General features: G+C 73.9%; 18 protein-coding genes and 1 rRNA gene. 15 read left to right on the top strand and 4 right to left on the bottom strand.

All coding sequences use genetic code 11. The features are described from left to right. From rrf to QP090_RS34190, 3 genes are all read left to right on the top strand, one after another. Positions 1–112 (top strand): 5S ribosomal RNA (gene rrf, locus QP090_RS34200); the annotation flags it as partial. Positions 113–1513: 1401 nt separating this feature from the next. Then, positions 1514–2602 carry a tetratricopeptide repeat protein gene (locus QP090_RS34195; protein WP_285943818.1) on the top strand — a complete coding sequence of 363 codons (1089 nt, stop codon included), beginning with the start codon at positions 1514–1516 and terminating at the stop codon, positions 2600–2602. Positions 2603–2738: 136 nt separating this feature from the next. Next, complete coding sequence (locus QP090_RS34190; protein ID WP_285943817.1) at positions 2739–3902, top strand: alkaline phosphatase PhoX; 1164 nt, start codon at positions 2739–2741, stop codon at positions 3900–3902. A 6-nt stretch (positions 3903–3908) separates the two neighbouring features. Here the strand turns inward: QP090_RS34190 and QP090_RS34185 are convergent, their stop codons facing one another. From QP090_RS34185 to QP090_RS34175, 3 genes are all read right to left on the bottom strand, one after another. After that, the gene (locus QP090_RS34185; protein ID WP_285943816.1) at positions 3909–4847 is read right to left on the bottom strand and encodes an MBL fold metallo-hydrolase; all 939 of its coding nucleotides are present in this window, start codon (positions 4845–4847) and stop codon (positions 3909–3911) included. 579 nt (positions 4848–5426) lie between these two features. Then, positions 5427–5831, bottom strand: coding sequence for an NUDIX hydrolase (locus QP090_RS34180; protein WP_285943815.1), 405 nt, complete (start codon positions 5829–5831; stop codon positions 5427–5429). Between the two features lie 103 nt (positions 5832–5934). Further along, a complete protein-coding gene (locus QP090_RS34175) occupies positions 5935–7269 on the bottom strand; it encodes a DUF1015 family protein (protein ID WP_285943814.1) in 1335 nt (444 codons plus the stop codon). Between the two features lie 479 nt (positions 7270–7748). On the opposite strand from QP090_RS34175, the gene QP090_RS34170 reads away from it, so the two are divergent. Then, positions 7749–8111: a tetratricopeptide repeat protein gene (locus QP090_RS34170; protein ID WP_285943813.1), complete on the top strand. Its 363-nt coding sequence runs from the start codon at positions 7749–7751 to the stop codon at positions 8109–8111. Positions 8112–8146: 35 nt separating this feature from the next. Further along, positions 8147–9145: an HAD-IIA family hydrolase gene (locus QP090_RS34165; protein WP_285943812.1), complete on the top strand. Its 999-nt coding sequence runs from the start codon at positions 8147–8149 to the stop codon at positions 9143–9145. 7 nt (positions 9146–9152) lie between these two features. Here QP090_RS34165 and QP090_RS34160 read toward each other — a convergent pair whose 3' ends face one another. Next, a complete protein-coding gene (locus QP090_RS34160) occupies positions 9153–9494 on the bottom strand; it encodes an SCP2 sterol-binding domain-containing protein (protein WP_285943811.1) in 342 nt (113 codons plus the stop codon). Between the two features lie 116 nt (positions 9495–9610). On the opposite strand from QP090_RS34160, the gene QP090_RS34155 reads away from it, so the two are divergent. The 10 genes from QP090_RS34155 to QP090_RS34110 all read left to right on the top strand — a co-directional run bounded on the left by QP090_RS34155 (position 9611) and on the right by QP090_RS34110 (position 21329). Further along, entirely contained in the window at positions 9611–10057 is a 447-nt protein-coding gene (locus QP090_RS34155; protein WP_285943810.1) for a hypothetical protein, read from the top strand. Further along, positions 10054–10854: a TlyA family RNA methyltransferase gene (locus QP090_RS34150; RefSeq protein ID WP_285943809.1), complete on the top strand. Its 801-nt coding sequence runs from the start codon at positions 10054–10056 to the stop codon at positions 10852–10854. The genes QP090_RS34155 and QP090_RS34150 overlap by 4 nt, the downstream gene beginning before the upstream one ends. Next, positions 10851–11837 (top strand): NAD kinase, encoded by a 987-nt coding sequence (locus QP090_RS34145; RefSeq protein WP_285943808.1) that lies wholly within the window; start codon positions 10851–10853, stop codon positions 11835–11837. Before QP090_RS34150 ends, QP090_RS34145 begins: the two co-directional genes overlap by 4 nt. A 79-nt stretch (positions 11838–11916) precedes the next feature. Then, positions 11917–13614 (top strand): DNA repair protein RecN, encoded by a 1698-nt coding sequence (gene recN, locus QP090_RS34140; RefSeq protein ID WP_285943807.1) that lies wholly within the window; start codon positions 11917–11919, stop codon positions 13612–13614. Between the two features lie 169 nt (positions 13615–13783). Then, positions 13784–15022, top strand: a complete 1239-nt coding sequence (steA, locus tag QP090_RS34135) for a putative cytokinetic ring protein SteA (RefSeq protein ID WP_285943806.1) — start codon at positions 13784–13786, stop codon at positions 15020–15022. Next, positions 15019–15972 (top strand): copper transporter, encoded by a 954-nt coding sequence (locus QP090_RS34130; RefSeq protein WP_285943805.1) that lies wholly within the window; start codon positions 15019–15021, stop codon positions 15970–15972. Before steA ends, QP090_RS34130 begins: the two co-directional genes overlap by 4 nt. A gap of 5 nt (positions 15973–15977) precedes the next feature. Continuing rightward, complete coding sequence (locus QP090_RS34125) at positions 15978–16970, top strand: hypothetical protein (protein WP_285943804.1); 993 nt, start codon at positions 15978–15980, stop codon at positions 16968–16970. A gap of 228 nt (positions 16971–17198) precedes the next feature. Next, on the top strand, positions 17199–18812 hold the full coding sequence (murJ, locus tag QP090_RS34120) for a murein biosynthesis integral membrane protein MurJ (RefSeq protein ID WP_285943803.1): 1614 nt from the start codon (positions 17199–17201) through the stop codon (positions 18810–18812). Then, positions 18805–20076 (top strand): glycosyltransferase family 4 protein, encoded by a 1272-nt coding sequence (locus tag QP090_RS34115; protein WP_285943802.1) that lies wholly within the window; start codon positions 18805–18807, stop codon positions 20074–20076. Before murJ ends, QP090_RS34115 begins: the two co-directional genes overlap by 8 nt. A gap of 233 nt (positions 20077–20309) precedes the next feature. Beyond that, positions 20310–21329: a TerC family protein gene (locus QP090_RS34110; RefSeq protein WP_285943801.1), complete on the top strand. Its 1020-nt coding sequence runs from the start codon at positions 20310–20312 to the stop codon at positions 21327–21329. The last annotated feature ends 48 nt before the right edge of the window (positions 21330–21377 follow it).

The following is a 21377-nucleotide window of genomic DNA, read 5'->3' as shown; positions in this document are numbered from 1 at the left end:
TGGTTATGGCGGAGGGGAAACACCCGGTCCCATCCCGAACCCGGAAGTTAAGCCCTTCAGCGCCGATGGTACTGCACGGGAGACTGTGTGGGAGAGTAGGACACCGCCGGACTCTTTTTGTGAGTCGAGGGTCGCCCCTGATTTTGGGGGGCGGCCCTCGACGCATGTCCTGGCCTAGTCAAAGTAGGCTGCAAGGGTCCATGAACCACCGAGAACTGTGACGGACGTTATGAGCGCGGAAGAGGACGGCCGCAGCGACGAGAATCGCGAGCGGAGGGGCAAGAGCGGCGGGCGTGGCACGCCTGATCGCCGTGGGGGCAATGCCCGCGGTGGACCTGGTGGGGCCGGTGCGCCCCGCAAGGGCGCCGGGCCTCGCGGTGGCGCCCCCCGCTCAGGCGGCTCTCAGGGGGCCCGGGGTCGTTCCGAGAACGGATCCGGTGAGGGCGGCCGTCGAGGCGGTGCTCCTCAGGGCCGTCCGTCCTCAGGAGGTCGGCAGGGCGAAGGCGGCCGTCCCAGCGCGGGCGGGCGTCCCCAGTCAGGTGGTCGCCCCGCCTCTGGTGGCCGCTCCCAGTCCAACGGGCGCCCCCCTAGTGGTGGCCGTCCCGCATCCGGTGGCCGCCCTACAGGGGGAGGCCGCCCGACGTCCGGCGGACGGCCCGCGGGCGAGAGCCGCTCAGGGAGCGGTGGCCGTCCGACGTCGGAAGGACGTCCGCCTGGCAATGGCCGTCCCGCGTCCGGATGGCGCCCTGAGGGCGGTGGCCGTCCCGTCTCTGGAGGGCGCCCGTCCGGTGGCCGTCCGGCCGGCGGCGGCCGTCCCGCGTCGGGGGGGCGCCCGGCGTCGGGCGGTCGTCCTGGTGCAGGGGGCCGGCCTGCCGCCGGTGGGTGGAAGGACCGGCAGGACAAGCAGGGCGGCGGACGACGGGACGACCGTCGGCCGGACCGTCCCTTCAAACGTTCCGATGACCGCCGTGCGCAGCCGGGCGAAGCCCGTTCTGGCGAGCGTGGCGAGTCCAACTACGGCGCACCCAGGGGACCCCGTTCCGAGGGAGCGCCGGGAGAACGCCGTCCCCAGGGGCGCCCGCAGGACCGCAAGTTCCAAGGGCGTCCGCAGGACCGCAAGTTCCAGGGGCGGCCCAAGGACCGTGAAGACGGTTCGCAGCGCGAGGAGCGACGTCCCGGGGGATTCCGCCAGGAGCGGGGCTCTGACCAGCGATCGGGCGGGCGCCGGTTCGAGGGCAACCGTGAGGGGCGTCGCCCCGGGGATCGCGACCAGTCGTCCAGGGGCCGTGGCGGGGCGGGGCGCCCGCAGGACGGAGGCGGACGTTCGTACGGGCCGCCTCGCGACCGTCCGGAACGCCGCGACAACCTGCGGGACCGTGAGGGGAACGCCCCCAAGCACGACGACCCGATCCTGCCCGACGACGTCACCGGTGAGGAACTGGACGTCGACGCGCGCGTCGAGCTGCGCACCCTGCCCAAGGACCTCGCCAGTCGGGTCGCGCGCCATCTGGTGATGGCGGGCCGCCTGGCCGAGGACGACCCGGCGACCGCCTACCGGCACGCGCGGGCGGCACGGCGTCTGGCCTCCAGGGTCGGCATCGTGCGCGAGGCGGCCGGGCTCGCCGCTTACCACACGGGCGAATGGGCCGATGCGCTCGCCGAACTGCGCGCCGCGCGCCGGCTCGGTGCGGGCGAGGACTCCTACCTGCCGGTCATGGCGGACTGCGAGCGCGGCCTGGGCCGCCCGGAACGCGCCCTGGACGTGGTGAAGGCCCCTGAGGCCAACAAGCTCGACCCGATGGGCCGCGTCGAACTGCGCATCGTCGAGTCCGGCGCGCGCAGGGACCTGGGCCAGTTCGACGCCGCGGTGGTCGCGTTGCAGGTCCCCGAACTGCGGGACAAGCGGTTGCGCCCCTGGTCGGCCCGGTTGTTCTATGCCTACGCCGACGCGCTCATCGACGCGGACCGCGCGGAGGAGGCGTCCGACTGGTTCGCCAAGGCCGCCGCCGCCGACCGCGACGGGGAGACCGACGCCGCCGAGCGCTACGCGGAGCTCGAGGGCCTGGACATCGTCGACACCGAGGAGGGCGACGGCGACGCCGAGGACCTCGCGTTCGGTTCCGCGGCAGAGGCCGAGGCGCTGAACGCCGCCGCACATGAGGCGGTGGCGGCTTCTGAGGTCGTCCAGGACGCGGTGGCGGAGCCTGCGCCTCCTCCGGTCCCGGAGGAGGCTCCCGAGGACGCTCAGGCCAATTCAGAGGCCGTCGCAGGCCCGCAGGGCGCCCTTGAGCCCATCGTGGACGTGGAGGGTCCCGGGGTGGACGAGGCCGGGCCCGAGGCGGCGGCCGTCGACGAGACGAAGGACGAGGCCGAGAGCGGCGACGCGACGGCGATCGAGTTCAAGGCCGCACCCTCGGAGACGGCGTCCGCGGACGAGGCGGAGACGCCGGCCGAGGGAGTCGCCGAGCCCGGCCCGGCGGAAACCGCCGAGGTCTCCCCAGAGGCCACGGTGCTCTTCCTCGAGCCCACGCGGGCCGACGAGGCACACGGGGATCACGAAGACGAGGACGAGGACGAGGAGCGGGGCTTCCGGCCGGAGTGATCCGAGCTCTGCCGGAGCCCTTGACGGGGCGGGCTTTTCACCGGATATTCACAAGATCGTGCCGTTCGGGGGGCCACGGATTCGTCCGGTGGCGATCCACTCCATCACGATCCGGAGTGACCCTGTGAGGAGCGCCATGCCCCTGAACCGACGCACCTTCCTGCGCGCGACGGCGGTCGCGAGCGGAACGACCGCCTTCTCCGGCGCGCTGTGGCAGGACGCGCTCGCCGGGCCCGCACAACCCGGGCCCGGCCCGTACGGGCCGTTGCAGGCCGCCGATGCCAATGGCCTGCAACTGCCCGCCGGGTTCACCGGCAGGGTCGTCGCGCGGTCCATGCAGCGTGTCGAGGGCACGCGCCACACCTGGCACCCGGCGCCGGACGGAGGCGCGTGCTTCCCCGACGGCGACGGCTGGATCTATGTCAGCAACAGTGAGGTCCCGGTGGTGGGCGGAGTGTCCGCCGTGCGCTTCGACGCCACCGGCAAGGTCACCTCGGCGTACCGGATCCTGAACGGGACGACCCTCAACTGTGCGGGAGGCGCCACCCCCTGGGGGACGTGGCTGTCGTGCGAGGAGCACGACTTCGGCCTCGTCTACGAGACCGACCCGCGTGGTGAGAAGGCCGCGCGACCTCGTCCGGCCATGGGGCGCTTCAAGCACGAGGCCGCGGCCTGTGACCCTGACCGCAGGGTCGTCTACCTCACCGAGGACCAGTCGGATGGGTGCTTCTATCGGTTCCGGCCGAAGACCTGGGGCACGCTGGACGGGGGGCTTCTGGAGGTGCTCGTCGGCACGGGACTCGGCCCCGTCCGATGGGAGCCGGTCCCGAATCCGCAGTTGTGGGTCACGCCGACCCGCTCCCAGGTCTCCGGCGCCATGCACTTCAAGGGCGGCGAAGGCTGCTACTACGCCCGGGGCGTCTGTTACTTCACCACCAAGGGCGACAACCGGGTCTGGGCGTACGACGCCGGCGCCGAACGGCTCGACCTGGCCTATGACGATGACCTGGTCACTGAGGGAGAAGCGCCATTGCACGGCGTCGACAACCTCACCGGAACCTCCTCCGGAGACCTCTACGTCGCCGAGGACGGCGACAACATGGAGATCAACATGATCACCCCGGACGGGGTGGTCGCCCCCTTCCTGCGCGTCACCGGACACGATGAGTCGGAGATCACCGGCCCCGCGTTCTCCCCGGACGGACGGCGTCTGTACTTCTCCTCGCAGCGCGGGAAGAGCGGCTTCGTCGCCGGCACTGACGGGCACACCTTCGAAGTGGCCGGGCCGTTCCGCCGCTGAGGACGGTCACTCGTTCCAGTTCAACGCGTGCATGATGCCGGCGACGTTGCTCTGCGTGCTGCTGAGCAGTTCGTACTTGGCGGCGAGCTCCGGGTCGATGCCGTCGCTGGTGACGGCGTACCGCTCCTTCGTCCGTTCCACGACCGCGGCTACGGCGTGGTCGAGGTCCATGCCCTCGTCACGGGCGTTCCGCACGGTGTCGACCCAGATCTTCAGTTCCTCGGCGGACCGGTCCAGCGTGTCCGCCACCTCCGCGACCGGTCCGTAGTGCGCGAACAGCAGTCGTTGTGGTTGCAGGGCCCGGAACCGGTCGAGCGACTTGAGGGCGGTGTCCAGGTCGAAGTCCGGTGGCGGCGTCGCGGGCTTCACGTCCGCGGTCTCGGGAATGTAGATTCCCGCCGCGTCCCCCACGTAAAGGTCGCCTGTCTGGGAGTCCACCAGTCCCACATGGTGCTTGGCGTGCCCCGGCGAGTAGTGCGATTCCAGCCGCCGTCCGCCGCCGAGGTCGATGACGCCGACGTCCTCCACGGCCCGGATCCGTTGCGCGTCCGTCGGCTTCAGTTCACCGAAGAGGGTGTCGAGGCGGTCCCCGAACACCATGCGCGCGCTGCGCATCAGCCGTTCTGGGCTCGCCAGGTGCCGTGCGCCCTTCTCGTGGGCCACCACTTCGGCGCCCGGGTACATCTCGGCGATGTCGCCGACCCCGCCCGCGTGGTCCAGGTGGATGTGCGTCACCACCACGGTCGCCAGGTCGGCCGGCCCCACCCCCAGCTCGGTCAGCGCCTGCCGCACCACCGGCGCCGACCCCGCGGTGCCCGGCTCCACCAGGCAGGGGCGGTCGGAGAGGATCAGGTAGCCGGCGGTGATCCCGGAGTACCCGGCCATGCGCGTGTCGATCTCGTACACGTCGCCGCCGAGAGGCGTGATCGTGGTGGAGGTGTCCATAAGAAAGATCATCTCTTCTCGGGTGGAGAGTTATCCACAGGTTGGCGAAGGACTTTCGCTCCGGTGCCCGGGTGCCGCAGGCTGGATCCATGCCCGGTCGAAAGGAGCAGATCATGGTCTGTCCGCACCTCAACTCCGTCCACCTGCTCGGCAGGCTCGCCGGCGACCCGGTCCGCCGTGCCCCTCCGGCGGGCGGTGAGGTCTCCTGGTGGAGGCTCACCGTCGACCGTCCGCACGAGGGGGGCGGACGGTACGCGTCCGACACGTTCACCTGCGCGAGCCTCGACCCCGGGATCGGCGCCGAGTCGCCCCACTGGCGGGCCGGTGACCTGATCGAGGTCTGCGGCGCGCTCCGCGGCGGCGGAACCCCCGACGGGCTCGGGGTGGGCGGTTGCGAGATCGAGGTCCACGAGGCCGTCCTGGTGGCCGTGGCCCCCGCCAGACCGGCCGGCCGGCCGGATCACCTGGATCACCCGGGAGATCTGGGGGCGCGGGGACGGCGGACGCGAGTGCCGAATCGGGGACCGGAGTCGGGGGCAGGTGGTGAGGGGGCAGGCGGAGAGGCATTAGAGACGAGGGTCAGGTGGTGAGACGGGCGGAGGCGTGCAGGTCGTCGAAGATGAGCTGGTCGACCGGGGAGACGCGAGGGCGGTCGGCGTAGGTCAGCCAGGCGATCTCCGCGATCTCGTTCGCGGGGGCGAGGGTGCCGGTGAAGCCGCCGGTGTAGCAGGTCATCCGCACGGTGACGTCATCGGCGCGGCCGTGCGCCCGGGCCTCATAGATCCCCAGGCGGGCGACCGTCCCGGCGAGGACGGTGACGGTCAGCTCCTCGTCAACCTCCCGGAGCAGCGTCTCGATGTCGCTCTCGCCGGGCTCCCGCTTGCCGCCGGGAAGGTAGAACGCGTCCTTGCCGTGCGAGCGGGTGCTGAGGATCTTTCCGTCCTCCAGGTGCACCCAGGCCACCTTGTCGATGAGTTTCGTCACCGTCGTCGCTCCTGATCCTGGTCGTGGTCGGGGGTCTGCGGGCTCTGCGGAAGGAGCCGTTCGAATGGAGCCATTGAGGAAGGGGAGATCTCCCCGAGCGCCGTCAGGGGCCCTCGAGGAGGCGCAGCACCAGGCCGGTGCGCGGTTTGGGGCCGAACGAGGTGGACTTGCGCGGGACGCGTTCGCCCTCGCCGGCGATGGCGAGCACGTCCTCGACCTTGAGCGGATTGAGCAGGACGGCCGTGCCGCCGGTGCGCCGGGCCCGATCGACGGCCGCGGCCGGGTCGTCGTGCACGACCTCGACGCTGTGCTCGTCCTCGGGGATGTTCCAGAGGCCGGCGATGAGGAGGTGGTCCAGGACCGCCGTGTCCAGCCCTCGCCAGCGGGCGGAATGCTCGGCGGGCATCGCCTGCTCCAGCCGGCCCGGGTCAGGGTCGGTCAGCAGGTGCAGCGAGCCGCTCCCACCCAGCAGGAACGCCGGTCCCTCGGCGGCGGCGAGCGCCTTCGTGGCGGCGGCCAGGCCGGCCATCTCGGTGACGCGGAAGACGGTGCCGGCGCGGTCCAGCGCCGTGGTGGGCGGCAGGCCCGGGAGCACGCGGTGGATGGCGCCCAGCCGGGGCGGGTAGCGGGTCGAGTCGACCAGCAGCGCCAGGCCCTGGTCCCAGGGGCCGGGGCCGTCCCCGGCGGCGTGATGGCGGGCCTGGAGGGCGCGGTACGTCGCGTAGCGGTGATGCCCGTCGGCGATGAGCGCCTGCCGGTCGCGCAGATCCGCGGCGATCCGGTCGTGCAGGCCGGGGTCGGTGATCTGCCAGAGGCGATGGGTCAGCCCGTCGTCGGCGTGGAACTCCAGCAGCGGCGTTGCGGCGGCGGCCTCGTCGACGATCCGGGCGGCGTCCCCGCCCCCTTCGTAGACGAGGAAGATCGGCTCCAGGTTCGCGCGGGCCGCCGACATCAGGGCCAGCCTGTCGCGGACGGGTCCGGGGAAGACGTTCTCGTGGGGGAGGACGACGGCGTCGGCCTCTGCGCGCAGCCCGAGCCCGCCGATGAGCCCACGCTGCCGCACCTGGCCCCGCTCGGCCGCCTCGTACACGTACAGGGCCGGCTCGGCGTCGGTGGCGAGCGCGCCCTCGGCCAGCCAGCGCCGGAGCGTCTCGCCCGCCTCGCGGTACCCCTGCTCGGCGGGGCGCGGCAGGATGAGGCGGACCACGTTGTGGCCACCGCTGGCCAGCAGCCGCCGGACGGCGTCGTCGTCGATCAGGTCGTAGGGCGGCGTGGTGACCGAGGCGAGGTCCCCGGCGACGTCCGGGACGAAGCGGACACCGCGGAAGGGCGCCAGCACGAGGCCGTCCTCGGCCCGCGGCCCCGATGCGCCGAAGACCCAGGCGCTGAACTCCTCAGGCCCGAGCTCGGAGGGGAGGTCGTCGTCCACTGTGGGCATGGTAATCACCGGCGGGCGGTCATGTGACGGCCGGGTACCGTCGTGGTGATCGTAGTCCGAGGGGAGGTCCACATGAGTGTTCAAGAACCTGGACGAGCGGAGGATTCCCCGTGCGGGCATCCCTCCGCGCGCGGTGCGGTCCCGTCCTCGGAGGGTGACCGTCCCACAGGCGGAGCACTCCTCCTCCCGGGCAGCGCGCTCCCCAGCCGGCCGTGGGCTGGGAGTTCCCCCGTCGGGAGTGCTGCCTCGGCCGCGGCGGGGAGTGCTGCGAACGGCGCCACGGGCGGTGGTGCGGGCGGTGCCACGGGCGGTGGTGCGGGGAGTGGGCGCCTGCCTGCGCGGCAAGTGCTCTTGTTCGCGCCGAACAGATCGCTGGGTGAGGAATCGTCCAGATGAGGAGAATCCCGCCGGGTGGACAGGGCGTCCTTCTGTGCCGGGTCAGGGGCTACAAGGGTGGAGGCGTTGTGCCGGAGGGCGGTGTGTACGAGTGGTACACGCGGGGACTTGAGCTGCTCGGGTCCGGTAGTGCTGCGGCTGCGCTTCAGTTGCTGATCCGGGCGGCCGAGGCTGAGCCGGGTTCGCTCAGCATCCGGGAGGCGCTGGCTCGTGCGCAGTTCGGGACGCGGCGGTTCGCCGAGGCGGCCGAGAGCTTCCGGCTGATTGTTCGGGAGGAGCCGGCAGAGGACTACGCGCTGTTCGGGCTCGGGCTCTCGCTGAGCCGGATGGGCGAGTTCGAGGAGGCGGTCGAGCATTTGGCGCTCGCCGTGGCCATGCGCCCCGACAACAAGGACTACGCCAACGCCCTCCGGCATGTGCGCGCCATCCTCGGCGCCCGCCGGTGACGGCCGGCGACACGACGAGTAGCGATGGGAGCCCGATGAAGGCTTGCGACAGGCCCTTGAGCGAGGCGTACGACGTCGCCCTGCTCGACCTCGACGGCGTCGTCTACATCGGCCACCGCCCGGTGCCCGCGGCGGCGGAGTCGCTCGCCAAGGCGCGGGCGGCGGGGCAGCGGCTGGCGTTCGTCACCAACAACGCCTCCCGCACGCCCTCCGCGGTGGCGGCCCTGCTCAGCGACGTGGGCGTCCCCGCGACCGCCGAGGACGTGGTGACCTCGGCGCAGGCGGCGGCCCGCCTGCTCGCCGAGCGGCTCCCCGCCGGGGCGGCGGTGCTCGTGGTGGGCGGCATGGGCCTCAGGCAGGCCCTGTACGCCCGGGGGCTGCGGCCGGTCTCCACCGCGTCCGAGCGGCCGGCGGCCGTCGTGCAGGGGTTCACCCCCGGGCTGTCGTACGGGCTCATCGCCGAGGGCGCCCGGGCGGTGGCCCAAGGCGCGCTGTTCGTCGGATCCAACGGTGACCTCACCCTTCCCGGTGGGGACGGTCCGCCGCTCCCGGGCAACGGGTCGCTGCTCCAGGTCATCACGTCCGCCACCGGGACGGCCCCGATCCTCGCCGGCAAGCCGGAGCGCCCTCTGCACCACGAGTCGATCCTCCGCACCGGGGCGCGCCGCCCGCTGGTCGTGGGCGACCGGCTCGACACCGACATCGAGGGCGCGCACAACGGCGGCGCGGACAGCCTGCTGGTGTTCACCGGCGTGACCGATCCCGCGGCCCTGCTGACCGCCGGGCCGCGGCACCGCCCGACCTACCTGGCGCCCGACCTGACCGGGCTGCTCGTCCCCCACCCTGAAGTCCGCTGGGACGGCGACCGCTACCTGTGCGGGGGCTGGACCGCCGTGCCGGGCGGACGGATCGAGCTCAGGGGGGCCGGTGACCCCTACGACGGCCTGCGCGCGCTGGCCGGTGCCGCGTGGCGTACGGAGGAGCCCGTGACCATGGAGGAGGTGACCGGGGCGCTGGGCCGCCTGGACCTTTGACGCGCGGTCAGAGCAGCTTGCGCAGGCGCAGGAGGTCGAAGAAGCTCGCCTCGATCTTGAGTCGGCCGGTCGCCCACGCCTTGGCCGGGTTCAGCTCGTCGGCGGCCAGGGCGATCAGGTCGGCGGCGCCGACGGTGATGCGCACCTGGGCGGTGCCCGCGTCGGCGGCGGGCTCGAACGGGTCGAGCCCGCCGGCGTGCAGCCGGGTCCGGTAGGCGACTCCGAGGTCGGTGATTTGGCAGCTGATGGTCCGTTCGACCGCGTGCTCGGCGAGCCGGTCGGCGTCGACCTCCGCCAGCCGCCCGGCGATCCGGTCGAGCGCGGCGCGGCAATCGTCCTCGTTCGCCATGGTCAGGCCGTTCCCCGTTCGGTCGACAACGATGTCGTGAAGGGACGGTAGCGTTCTGAGTGAGCCCGAAGCGACCCGCGGCATGCGGTCGGGCTCTTTTCTTGGAGGTGAAGGTGATGTCCGACGAGGCCGCGGCTGAGCCGGTGCGGGTGCCGGTGCCCGCGCCCCAGCGCGAGGCGCCCCCGGCGACCGGGGACCCGCGGGTGGACGCCGCGCTCGGCCGGCTCGCCGAGCTGGCGGGAGCGCCGGTCGCCGCGCATGCGGAGATCTTCGAGGACGTCCACCAGCGGCTCCAGGAGCTGCTGGTCTCGGCCGATCAGGACGAGCCGTCCGCACCCGCGACGGCGGCGGGCCGCCCTGGGCCGCCGCCGAGCCCCGGAGCACAGCCGTTCCCCGGGCGTCCCCCGATTCCCCGGGCCCAGCCTGTTCCCGGGGCCCAGCCTGTTCCCGGGGCCCAGCCTGTCTCGGGGCGTCCGCCGATGCCCGGTGAGCCGCCGGTTCCCAGTGCTCAGTGGGGTTCGGGGCGTTCGTCGGTTCCCGGTGCGCCGGGCGCGCGGTCGTGAGCCGGCGGAGGCTGGACGCCGAGCTGGTGCGGCGGGGGCTGGCCCGGTCCCGGGAGCAGGCCGCCCAGTTGATCGCCGACGGCCGGGTCCGGGTCGGCGGCCAGGTGGCGGGCAAGGCCGCCACCCAGGTCGACATGGGCGCGGCGGTCCTGGTGGAGGAGGCCGATTCGGGCCCCGAGTACGTCTCGCGCGGCGGGCACAAGCTCGCCGGGGCGCTGGAGGCGTTCGGCGGCCTGAAGACCGCGGGGCGGCGGTGCCTCGACGCGGGCGCGTCGACCGGCGGGTTCACCGACGTGCTGCTGCGCGCCGGAGCCGCGCACGTGTACGCCGTCGATGTGGGCTACGGCCAGATCGCGTGGCCGCTGCGCACCGACGACCGGGTCACGGTGCTCGAGCGGGTGAACATCCGCGAGCTTCAACCCGAGATGCTGGGGACGCCGCCGCCGGATCTGGTCGTGGGCGACCTGTCGTTCATCTCGCTGCGGCTGGTGCTCGGCCCGGTCCAGCGCTGCGTGGCCCCGGACGCCGACTACGCCGTGATGGTGAAGCCGCAGTTCGAGGTGGGCAAGGACCGGGTCGGGGCGGGCGGTGTGGTGCGCGAGCCGGAGCTGCGGGCGGAGGCGGTGCGCGGCGTCGCCGGCCATGCTGCGACGCTGGGACTCGGCGTGCTCGGGGTGACGGCGAGCCCGCTGCCCGGCCCGTCGGGCAATGTCGAGTACTTCCTGTGGCTGCGCGCGGGCGCGCCGCACCTGAACGAGGCCGACCTGGCCCAGGCCATCACGGAGGGCCCCCAGTGAGCGAGAGATCGGTGCTGGTCGTCGCGCATACCGGACGGCCGGAGGCGGTCCGCAGCGCCCAGCTGGTCATCGAGCGGCTGAGCGAAGCCGGGATCGCGGTGCGCGTGCTGACCGGAGAGGCCGAGGACATCGGCTGCGGCGGGGTGGAGGCGATGCCCCGGACCGCTGCGGCGGCCGAGGGCGCCGAGGTGGTCATGGTGCTGGGCGGCGACGGGACGCTGCTGCGCGCGGCCGACCTGGCGCGCTCGGCGGGCACCCCGCTGCTCGGCGTCAACCTCGGCCACGTGGGGTTCCTCGCCGAGGCCGAGCGGGAGGACCTGGCCGCGACCGTCGACCGGGTGGTCACCCGCCGCTACGAGGTGGAGGAGCGGATGACCATCGACGTGGTGGTCCGCCGCAACGGGAGCGTGTCGGGCACCACGTGGGCGCTCAACGAGGCGACGGTCGAGAAGGCCGAGCGGGAGCGGATGCTGGAGGTCGTCGCCGAGATCGACGGCCGTCCGCTGTCGAACTGGGGCTGCGACGGTGTGGTGTGCGCCACCCCGACCGGTTCCACCGCGTACGCGTTCTCGGCGGGCGGGCCGGTGGTGTGGCCGGAGGTCGAGGCGATGCTGGTCGTCCCGATCAGCGCGCACTCGCTGTTCTCGCGGCCCCTGGTGGTGTCGCCGCGTTCGGTGGTGGCGGTCGAGGTGCTGCCGGGCACCCCGCGCGCGGTGCTGTGGTGCGACGGCCGCCGCACGCTCGACCTGCCCCCGGGCGCGCGCGTCGAGGTGCGCAGGGGGGCCGAGCCGGTCCGGCTCGCGCGCCTGCACCTGACCCCGTTCACCGACCGGCTGGTCACCAAGTTCGGGCTTCCCGTCACCGGATGGCGCGGCCGGGTTCGCCAGCCCGCCGTCCCGTCCGCGCCGGGAGAGGACGCGCAGGTGGAGGGGATCCCCGTCACCGGGGGAGGGGGAGCGCCCGCGTCCGGCGGGGCAGCCTGATCCGGACGAGGGCGGTAATCTCACCTGCGAGGCGCTGAACCGGGATCGTTTGCGAGGGGTTGTGACGCTGGTGCGTCCGATGGTCGATGAGGTGCGGATCCAGGGCCTCGGAGTGATCGACGAGGCCGTGCTCGATCTGTCCCCGGGCTTCAATGTCGTGACCGGCGAGACCGGGGCCGGCAAGACGATGGTGGTCACCAGCCTGGGCCTGCTGTTCGGCGGCCGTGCCGACCCGCAGCGGGTCCGGCCGGGCGCGCCGCGCGCCCACGTGGAGGGCCGGATCGTGGTCGATCCGGGGAGCCGGGTGGTCGAGCGGGTCGAGGAGGCCGGCGGCCTGCTGGACGACGGCGCGCTGATCATCACCCGCTCGGTGTCGGCCGAGGGCCGCTCCCGGGCGTTCCTGGGCGGCCGGTCGGTCCCGGTGAGCCTGCTGATCAACCTGGCCGACGACCTGGTGGCCGTGCACGGGCAGTCCGACCAGCAGCGGCTGTTGCAGGCGACGCGGCAGCGCGGCGCGCTCGACCGCTACGCGGGCGGGGAGCTGACCAAGCCGATGAGCGCCTACACCCGCGCCTACCAGCGGCACCGCCAGGTCGGCGCGCTGCTCGAGGAGCTCACCACCCGGTCGCGCGAACGCGCCCAGGAGGCCGAGCACCTGCGCTTCGGCCTGGAGGAGATCGAGAAGGCCGACCCCAAGCCGGGCGAGGACGCCGCGCTGGCCGCCGAGTCCGAGCGTCTCGGCCACGCGGACGCGCTGCGCGGCGCCGCCGACGCGGCGCACGAGTCGCTGCTCGGCGACCCGGCCGCGGCGTTCGAGGCGGCGAACGTGGTGAGCCTGCTCGGCACGGCCCGCAACGCGCTGGAGGCCGTCCGCGAGCACGACCCCGAGCTGGCCGGCCTCGCCGACCGGCTCGCCGAGGCCGGCTACCTGGTCTCGGACGTCTCGACCGACCTGGCGTCCTACGCCGAGTCGGTCGACGCCGATCCCGCGCTGCTGGCCGCCGCTCAGGAACGCCGCGCCGTGCTGACCTCGCTGACCCGCAAGTACGGCGAGACGCTCGACGAGGTGCTGGAGTGGGCGCGGCGGTCCGCGGCGCGGCTGACCGAGCTGGAGGGCGACGATGGCCGCATCGAGGAGCTGACCGCCGAGCACGCCGAGCTCACCGACCGGCTGGCCGCCGAGGCCGCCGAGCTGACGGCGGTCCGGGGCCGCGCCGCCGAGCGGTTCTCCGCCGCCGTCACCGCCGAGCTGACGGCGCTGGCGATGCCGCACGCGCGGGTCGAGGTCACGGTGACCCAGGCGGGCGGGTACGGCCCGCACGGCGCCGACGAGGTGGAGGTGCGGCTTGCCCCGCACCCCGGCTCACCGCCGCTGGCGCTGCACAAGGGCGCGTCGGGCGGCGAGCTGTCGCGGGTGATGCTGGCGATCGAGGTGGTCTTCGCCGGCGCCGACCCGGTGCCCACGTTCGTGTTCGACGAGGTCGACGCGGGCGTCGGGGGCAAGGCCGCGGTGGAGATCGGGCGGCGGCTGTCCCGGCTGGCCCGCAACGCGCAGGTGATCGTGGTCACCCACCTCCCGCAGGTGGCCGCGTTCGCCGACCAGCACCTGCTGGTGGAGAAGTCCGACGACGGCACCGTCACCAGCAGCGGCGTGACCGCCCTCGACCGGGAGGGCCGGGTGCGGGAGCTGTCCCGGATGCTGGCCGGCATGGAGGACTCCGAGCTCGGCCGGGCGCACGCCGAGGAGCTCCTGGAGCTCGCCGCCGAGGAACGGTGAGGCCGGGGGCGCCGGCGTTCCCGCCGGTGCGCCCCGGCCCGTCCCGGCGCCCCCCGACCGACGGTGGGCCGGCACGACCCGAGCGAAGCGTCCCGATGCGACAGAGAGTGACGCCCCGCCCGCCGCCGTTGCCGGTGTCACCCCTCGCGCTCTGGCAGGATGGCAAGCGATGAACGACCCGTCTCCGATCACCGAACGGCGCGCCCGGCTCGCACAGCGACTGCCGCGGCGCGTGCTCGCGCTGGGCAGGGGCCGTGACGAGGGCCGGCCGGGGGTCAGCGCCACGGTGCGGCTCGACCGCCGCACCAAGGACCTGACCAAGCGGCTCCAGCCCGGCGACGTCGCGGTGATCGACCACGTCGACCTCGACCGGGTCAGCGCCGAGGCGCTGGTGTCCTGCGCGGTGGGCGCGGTGGTCAACGTCGCGCCGAGCATCTCGGGCCGCTATCCGAACCTCGGCCCGCAGATCCTGCTCGACGCCGGCATCCCGCTGGTCGACGACGTCGGCCCGGAGATCTTCGCCAAGCTGGCCGAGGGCGAGCAGGTCCGCGTCGAGGGGCCGGCGGTGCACCGCGGCGAGGACGTGGTGGCCAAGGGCACCGCGCAGACGGCCGAGTCCGTCGAGACCGCGCTGGTCGAGGCCAAGGCGGGGCTGGCGCACCAGCTCGAGGCGTTCGTCGCCAACACGATGGAGTACGTCAAGCGCGAGCGCGACCTGCTCATCGACGGCGTCGGCGTCCCGGACGTGGAGACCAGGATCGACGGCCGGCACGCGCTGATCGTGGTGCGCGGCTACCACTACCGCGAGGACATCGCCACGCTGCGCCCCTACATCCGCGAGTACCGGCCGGTGCTGATCGGGGTGGACGGCGGGGCCGACGCGCTGCTGGAGGCCGGCTACCGCCCCGACATGATCGTGGGCGACATGGACTCGGTCTCCGACGACGCGCTGACCTGCGGGGCCGAGATCGTCGTGCACGCCTACCGGGACGGGCGGGCACCCGGGCTCAAGCGGGTGCACGAGCTCGGCCGGGAGGCGGTGGTGTTCCCCGCCACCGCCACCAGCGAGGACATCGCGATGCTGCTCGCCGACGACAAGGGCGCCACGCTCATCGTCGCGGTCGGCACGCACGCCAACATGGTGGAGTTCCTCGACAAGGGCCGGGCCGGGATGGCCAGCACGTTCCTCACCCGGCTGCGGGTGGGCAGCAAGCTCGTCGACGCCAAGGGGGTGAGCCGGCTCTACCGCAGCCGGATCTCCACCTGGTCGCTGCTGTTCCTGGTCCTCGGCGCGTTCGTCGCCATCACCACCGCCGTGTTCATGTCACCGGCGGGGGACGTCATCCGTCCCCTGCTGGCCGACCGCTGGCACGCCTTCCTCTTCTGGCTGACCGGACTCTTCACGTGATCGATTTCCGATACCACCTCGTCTCCATCGTCGCGATCTTCCTCGCGCTGGCGCTCGGCATCGTGCTGGGGTCCACGACCCTGTCCGGCTCGGTGACCGACACGCTGCGCAGGCAGGCGAGCGCGGCGGCCAAGAGCGCCAACGACGCGCGCCAGCAGCAGCGGCAGATGCAGCACCAGATCGACGGCGAGGAGCGGTTCGCCGGGGGGCTCGCCCCGCAGATCGTCGCCGACCGGCTGAAGGGCCAGTCCGTGGTCGTCATCGAGACCCCGGGCGCGAGCAACGACAGCATCGAGCAGGTCAGCGAGCTGGCCAAGAACGCCGGCGCCGCGGTCACCGGCCGCGTCACCGTGCAGAAGAAGTTCCTCGACGACGACCAGGTCGAGACCGTCGACGAGCTCGCCGCCCGGCTCAAGCCCGAGGACCTGGACCTGCCCGGCACCGCCGGCGCCTACGAGAAGGCGGGCGCGGTGCTCGCGAGCGCCATCGTCACCCGCGACGCCGCCAAGAGCGGACGCGAGGACGCCACCGGCGGCGCCGTCCTGAACGGCTTCAGGCAGGCCGGGTACGTCACCACCAGCGGCAAGCCCGGCCAGCACGCCACGCTCGCGGTGGTGATCGCGCCGTCCGCGCCGTACGGCGAGGGCGGCGAGGTCGACAACAAGGCGCTGATCTCTCTGGCCACCGCCCTGGACGCCGCCGATCGCGGTACCGTCGTCGGTGGCCCGTTCACCGCCGCTCAGGAGGGCGGGCTGATCAAGGCGCTGCGCGACTCCGACGCCGAGAAGTCGGTCTCCACCGGTGACATGGTGGACACCGCCTCGGGCCGGGTGGTGACGATCCTGGCGTTGCAGAACGAGCTGAGCGGCAAGTCCGGGCACTACGGGATCGGCTCGGGCGTCGGCGGTTACCTGCCCTCGCCCGCGCCCACGGCGGGGAAGAACGGATGACCTCGATGAACCGACGCATCGCTTCCGGCTCGGCCAGGGGAGCGCGCCTGCTGGCCGGCACCGCGCTCGGCGCCGTCGCCGCACGAGCGGCCTACACCGCGCTGACGCGGCGTCCGCCCGGGTTCAACGGCCTGGGCGGCGACGAGGCGTGGGGCCGCACCAACCACCGCGGCGAGCCCGTCACGCTGCTGGAGGGGCCCGCGTTCGTCGCGGGCGCCGCGGCGGGCGGGCTGCTGGCCCCCGGCCTCGGCGGCGGCCGGACGCGCGCCGCCGCGCTGCTGGCCGGGGTGGGCTCCGGCGTCCTCGGCGGCTACGACGACCTGGCCGGTTCGGCGTCGTCGCGCGGGTTCAAGGGGCATCTCGGCGCACTGGCCCGCGGCGAGGTCACCAGCGGCGCGGTGAAGATCCTCGGCATCGGCGCGACCGGCCTGGCCGCCGCGGCGGTGGCCGGGTCGCCCGCCCCGACCCGCGCCGGCCGCGGGTTCGACACCCTGGTCAACGGCGCGATCGTGGCCGGCGGCGCCAACCTGATGAACCTGTTCGACCTGCGCCCCGGCCGGGCGATCAAGGTCGGGCTGATCACCGGAGTTCCGCTGGCGCTGGCCGCGCGCGGCCCGGCCGTGGCCGCCGCGCCGCTCGGCGCCGCCGCGGCGCTGCTCCCCGAAGACCTCGCCGAGCGGGCGATGCTCGGCGACACCGGGTCCAACGCGCTCGGCGCGCTGCTCGGCCTGGCCGCCACCCGGTTGGGCCGCGGCCCGCGGCTGGCGGTGCTCGCCGGCCTGGTCGGCCTCAACGCCGCCAGCGAGTTCGTCAGCTTCACCAAGGTGATCGCGCGCACTCCGGCGCTGAACCGGATCGACATGCTGGGCCGCCGCCCGGTCGCCGCCCCGGTCCCGGTCCCGGACGCCTCCGTCGGCGTCCCCTCGGGGGGCGCCGCCTCCGTGCCGCGGCAGCAGGGCGCGGCCGAGAGCAGCGTCGCGAACGACCCCGCGTCCTGAGAGCCCCGCTTCCCGGCCCGGACGGTCCGGTCACCCCGCCGCCCCGTCCGGCAGCCCCGTCCGGGAGCCCCGCGCCTCCGCTTCTGCGACGCACCGACGATCCCGTGAGCCAGATCCTGTGCCCCGACCCCTGTGCCCCGACCCCTGTGCCCCGACCCCTGTGCCCCGACCCCTGTGCCCGACCCCTGTGCCCGACCCCTGTGAGCCGACCACTGTGAGCCGACCACTGTGACACCGAGCCTCCGCCGCCTCACCGGCGGTCTCGCGGGCGCGGCCCTGGTCATCGGGGTCATCACCGTCCTGTCGCGGCTGGCCGGGTTCGGGCGCACCTACGTCTTCTCGCAGACCGTCACCACGTCCTGCCTCAGCCAGGCGTACTTCACCGCCACTCAGTTCCCCAGCATCGTGTACGAGATCGTCGCGGGCGGCGCGCTGGCCAGCATGGTCGTGCCGGTGCTGGCCGGCCCGGCCGAACGCGGCGACCGCGAGCAGGTGCGCCGGATCGCCTCGGCGCTGCTGACCTGGATCGCGCTGCTGATGGTGCCGCTGTCGCTGCTGATCGCGCTGGCGTCCCGGCCGATCATGGAACTGCTGGTCGGCGCGGACCTCAACGGCTGCTCCCGGTCCGACATCGTCACGGTCGGCGGCGACATGCTGGCGGTCATGGCGCCGCAGATGATCATGTACGGGCTGGCCGTCGTCCTGTACGGGCTGCTCCAGTCGCACCGGCGGTTCGTCGCGCCCGCGCTGGCGCCGCTGATGTCCAGCCTGGTGGTGATCGGCGCCTACGTGGTGTTCGCGCCGCTCGGCCGCGGTTTCGAGAACGACCTGGCCGGGCTGCCGCTGGACGCCGAGCTGACGCTGTCGGCCGGCACCGCGCTCGGCGGGGTGGCGATGGCGGCCACCGCCGGGGTCGCGGCGTGGCGGCTGAGGCTCGGGCTGCGGCCCACGCTGCGCTTCCCCGACGGGGTGGCGCGGCACGTGCGGCGGCTCGCGGTCGCCGGCCTCGCCACGGTCGCGGCGCAGCAGCTCTCGGCGCTGCTGGTGGTGCGGCTGAGCTATCAGGGCACGGACGGCGCCCTCGCCAACTACCAGTACGCCTGGGCGATCTACCTGCTGCCGTGGGCGATCCTGGCGGTGCCCATCGCGACCAGCGCGTTCCCCATGCTGTCGGCGCGCACCGGCGCGGCCGACGCGGCGGAGTTCGACCGGATCACCGCTTCGACGACGCGCGCGGTGATCCTGGTGTCGTGCGCGGGCGCCGGCGTGCTGGCGGCGGTCGCCTCGCCGGTCGCGGTGGTGTTCAACCCCGGCAGTGCCGGGCAGCAGGAGGTGCTGGGCCGGGCGGTGCTCGCGTTCGCGCCGGGGCTGCTCGGATACGGCCTGGTGGCGCATCTCGGCCGCGTCCTGTACGCCTGCCACCGTGGCAGGATGGGGGCGCTCGCCGTCGTCGCGGGGTGGCTCGTGGTGATGGGCGCCGACCTGGCGCTGGTGTTCTGGGTCGACCGGAGGTGGGTGGTCGCGGCGCTCGGGTTCGGCAACGCGACCGGCATGACCGTGGCCGGGATCCTGCTGCTGGCGACGCTCGTCCGGGCCAGGGGGCGGGCGGCGGTGCGCGGAGTGCCGCGCGTTCTGGCGGCCGCGCTCGCCGGGGCCGCCGCGGGCGGGGCCGCGGGCCACGCCACCGCGGCGGTGCTCGGGACGGGCGGCCAGGTCCGCACCATGGGCGTCGGCCTGCTCGCCGCGGTGATCGCCGGAGCGGTGTTCCTCACGATCGTGTTCGTGGTCGACGGCCGTGACCTGCGGGCCGTCCTCAGCCGGAAGGTCACGCGAAATGTCTGAACGGGAGATGCCGGAGACCGCCATGGACGGCCTGCGCGTCGCGATAGTGCTCGGCACCAGCGCCGGCGGGGTCGGCCGGCACGTGCGCTCGGTCGCCGCCGGGCTGGCCGGACGGGGCGCGCGGGTGATGGTCTGCGGGCCGGCCGCGACCGAGGAGCTCTTCGGCTTCGCCGCCGCGGGCGCGCGCTTCGCCGAGGTCGACCTCGCCGACCGGCCGCGGCCGGTGCACGACGCCAGGGCGGTCGCGCGGCTCCGCACGCTGCTGCGGGACGCCGACGTCGTCCACGCGCACGGGCTGCGCGCCGGGGCCCTGACGGTCACGGCCTGCGCCCGGCTGGCCCCCGGGCCGCTGCGGTTCTCGCGCGGCGGCCCGCCGATCGTGGTGACGCTGCACAACGCCGTCATCGCCGGGGGGCGCACCGCCGCCGTCTATGGCGCCCTCGAACGCCTCGTCGCGCGCGGCGCGGGCCGGGTCCTCGGCGTCTCGCCCGACCTGGAGGAGCGGATGCGCGAGCTCGGCGCCCGCTCGGTCGGGCGCGCACTGGTCCCGGCGCCCGCGCCGGGCGCGCAGCCGGGCCCGGCGGTCCGCGCCGACCTCCGCGCCGAGCTGGGCGTGGGCGACCGGCCGCTCATCCTCACCGTCGGCCGGCTGGCCGACCAGAAGGGGCTGCCGACGCTGCTGGACGCCGCGAAGACGTGGGGCGGGCGCACCCCGCCGCCGCTCGTCGCGATCGTGGGGGACGGGCCGCTGGAGGGCGAGCTGCGTGCGCGGATCGACGCGGAGGGGCTCCCGGTGCGGCTGCTCGGACGGCGCGCCGACGTCCCCGAGCTGCTCGCCGCCGCCGACATCGCGGTGGTGCCGAGCGTGTGGGAGGGGCAGCCGCTCATCGTCCAGGAGATCCTGCGCGCCGGACGGCCCCTGGTCGCCACCCGTGTGGGCGGGATCCCGCAGCTCGTCGGAACGGGCCGGCCGATTGGTGACGGCGCCGGCGGCGGGACGGGCGACGGCGCGGGCACGGCGGGCAGTGGGGGTGGCGAACCCGGCGCGTCCCTGCTGCACGGACCCGAGAGCGAGGCCGCGCTGCTGGTTCCGCAGGGCGACGCCGGGGCACTGGAGCGGGCGGTGAGCCGCGTCCTGGACGATCCGGCGCTGGCCGTGCGGCTCGGTGCCGCCGCCGCGCAGCGGGCCGCCGCGCTGCCCACCGAGGACGACGCCGTCGAGCAGCTCGCGGGCCTGTACACCGAGCTGCGCAGCGGCGCCTAGCGGGCTTCCGGGCGCGGCGCCCTGGTGCCCGGTTCGTGCGCTGATGCGCAAAGTCGGCGAATCATGGAACGGGTCGCGGCGGTCTCCCGTTTAAGGAGGCAGTGGAGGGGAGTATCCCCGCGCGTTGGTCTCGTCAGCACGGCCGGTCCGCACCGGCCCGGGACCTTCGGCCCGTACCGGTTCCAGGGCGGGAGAGACCTCCGGCGCCCACAACCGTCCGCCGAAGGTTTCACATGCACGTATCACCCCTGGTCTGGGCCCTGACCCTGGCCGGCATCCTCGCCGTCATCGCCGTCGACCTGTTCGTCATCCATCGCGGTGACACCAGAGAGTTCACCGCCCGCCGGGCCGCCTTCTGGACGGTCGTCTACGTCGGCCTCGCCGTGCTGTTCGGCCTCGGCGTGTGGGCCTTCGCCGGCGGGGAGTACGCCGCCCAGTACTTCGGCGGGTTCGTCACCGAGAAGAGCCTCAGCGTCGACAACCTCTTCGTCTTCATGGTGATCCTCACCCGGTTCGCGGTGCCCAAGCACGCGCAGCACACCGTGCTGATGGCCGGGATCGTGATCGCGCTGGTGCTGCGCGGCGCGTTCATCGCGGTCGGCGCGGCGGCCATCGCCAACTTCACCTGGGTGTTCTTCATCTTCGGCGGCTTCCTCATGTGGACCGCCTACGGGCTGGTGCGCGGCGGTGGCGAGTCGGAGGAGGTCAAGGAGAACGTCCTGCTGCGCTGGGCCAGGCGGGTGATCCCGACCAGCGACGAGTACGACGGCGACCGGTTCCTCACCCGCCGCGGCGGACGCCGGGCGGTCACCCCGCTGATGATCGTGATGATCGCGATCGGCTCCACCGACGTGCTGTTCGCGCTGGATTCCATTCCGGCGATCTTCGGTCTGACCACCGAGCCCTACCTGGTGTTCACCGCCAACGCGTTCGCCCTGATGGGGCTGGTGCAGCTGTTCTTCCTGCTGGGCGGGCTGACCGACCGGCTGGTCTACCTGGGGCACGGGCTGGCGTTCATCCTGGGGTTCATCGGGCTGAAGCTGATCTTCCACGCGCTGCACGAGTACGGCGTGGCCTGGGCGCCGGAGGTGCCGATCTGGTTGTCGCTGGCGGTCATCGCGGGCACGCTGGTGGCGACCACGGTCGCGAGCCTGGCCGCGGCGCCGCGGCCGGCGGCGGTCGCCGGAGAGGCCGCGGACGAGGCCGCCGAGGCCGAGCCGGCGGTTCCGGGACCGTCCGCCGAAGGAAAGTGACTAGAGAGTAACGTCACGGCCCCACGAGATCCGAATGCTGTTCTAGAA

The sequence above is a fragment of the Actinomadura xylanilytica genome (genome assembly GCF_030283145.1).
GTDB classification, from domain to species: domain Bacteria; phylum Actinomycetota; class Actinomycetes; order Streptosporangiales; family Streptosporangiaceae; genus Spirillospora; species Spirillospora xylanilytica.
Note: the sequence above shows the minus strand (reverse complement) of the source record. Positions and strands in the feature narration are given on the sequence as shown.

What these genes read in the sequence shown, in the direction of transcription:
- QP090_RS34195 (WP_285943818.1), top strand. Translation starts at nt 1,514, where the DNA reads ATGGCGGGCCGCCTGGCCGAGGACGACCCGGCGACCGCCTACCGGCAC.
- QP090_RS34190 (WP_285943817.1), top strand. Translation starts at nt 2,739, where the DNA reads ATGCCCCTGAACCGACGCACCTTCCTGCGCGCGACGGCGGTCGCGAGC.
- QP090_RS34185 (WP_285943816.1), bottom strand. Translation starts at nt 4,847, where the DNA reads ATGGACACCTCCACCACGATCACGCCTCTCGGCGGCGACGTGTACGAG.
- QP090_RS34175 (WP_285943814.1), bottom strand. Translation starts at nt 7,269, where the DNA reads ATGCCCACAGTGGACGACGACCTCCCCTCCGAGCTCGGGCCTGAGGAG.
- QP090_RS34165 (WP_285943812.1), top strand. Translation starts at nt 8,147, where the DNA reads ATGAAGGCTTGCGACAGGCCCTTGAGCGAGGCGTACGACGTCGCCCTG.
- QP090_RS34160 (WP_285943811.1), bottom strand. Translation starts at nt 9,494, where the DNA reads ATGGCGAACGAGGACGATTGCCGCGCCGCGCTCGACCGGATCGCCGGG.
- QP090_RS34155 (WP_285943810.1), top strand. Translation starts at nt 9,611, where the DNA reads ATGTCCGACGAGGCCGCGGCTGAGCCGGTGCGGGTGCCGGTGCCCGCG.
- recN (WP_285943807.1), top strand. Translation starts at nt 11,917, where the DNA reads ATGGTCGATGAGGTGCGGATCCAGGGCCTCGGAGTGATCGACGAGGCC.
- steA (WP_285943806.1), top strand. Translation starts at nt 13,784, where the DNA reads ATGAACGACCCGTCTCCGATCACCGAACGGCGCGCCCGGCTCGCACAG.
- QP090_RS34125 (WP_285943804.1), top strand. Translation starts at nt 15,978, where the DNA reads ATGAACCGACGCATCGCTTCCGGCTCGGCCAGGGGAGCGCGCCTGCTG.
- QP090_RS34115 (WP_285943802.1), top strand. Translation starts at nt 18,805, where the DNA reads ATGTCTGAACGGGAGATGCCGGAGACCGCCATGGACGGCCTGCGCGTC.
- QP090_RS34110 (WP_285943801.1), top strand. Translation starts at nt 20,310, where the DNA reads ATGCACGTATCACCCCTGGTCTGGGCCCTGACCCTGGCCGGCATCCTC.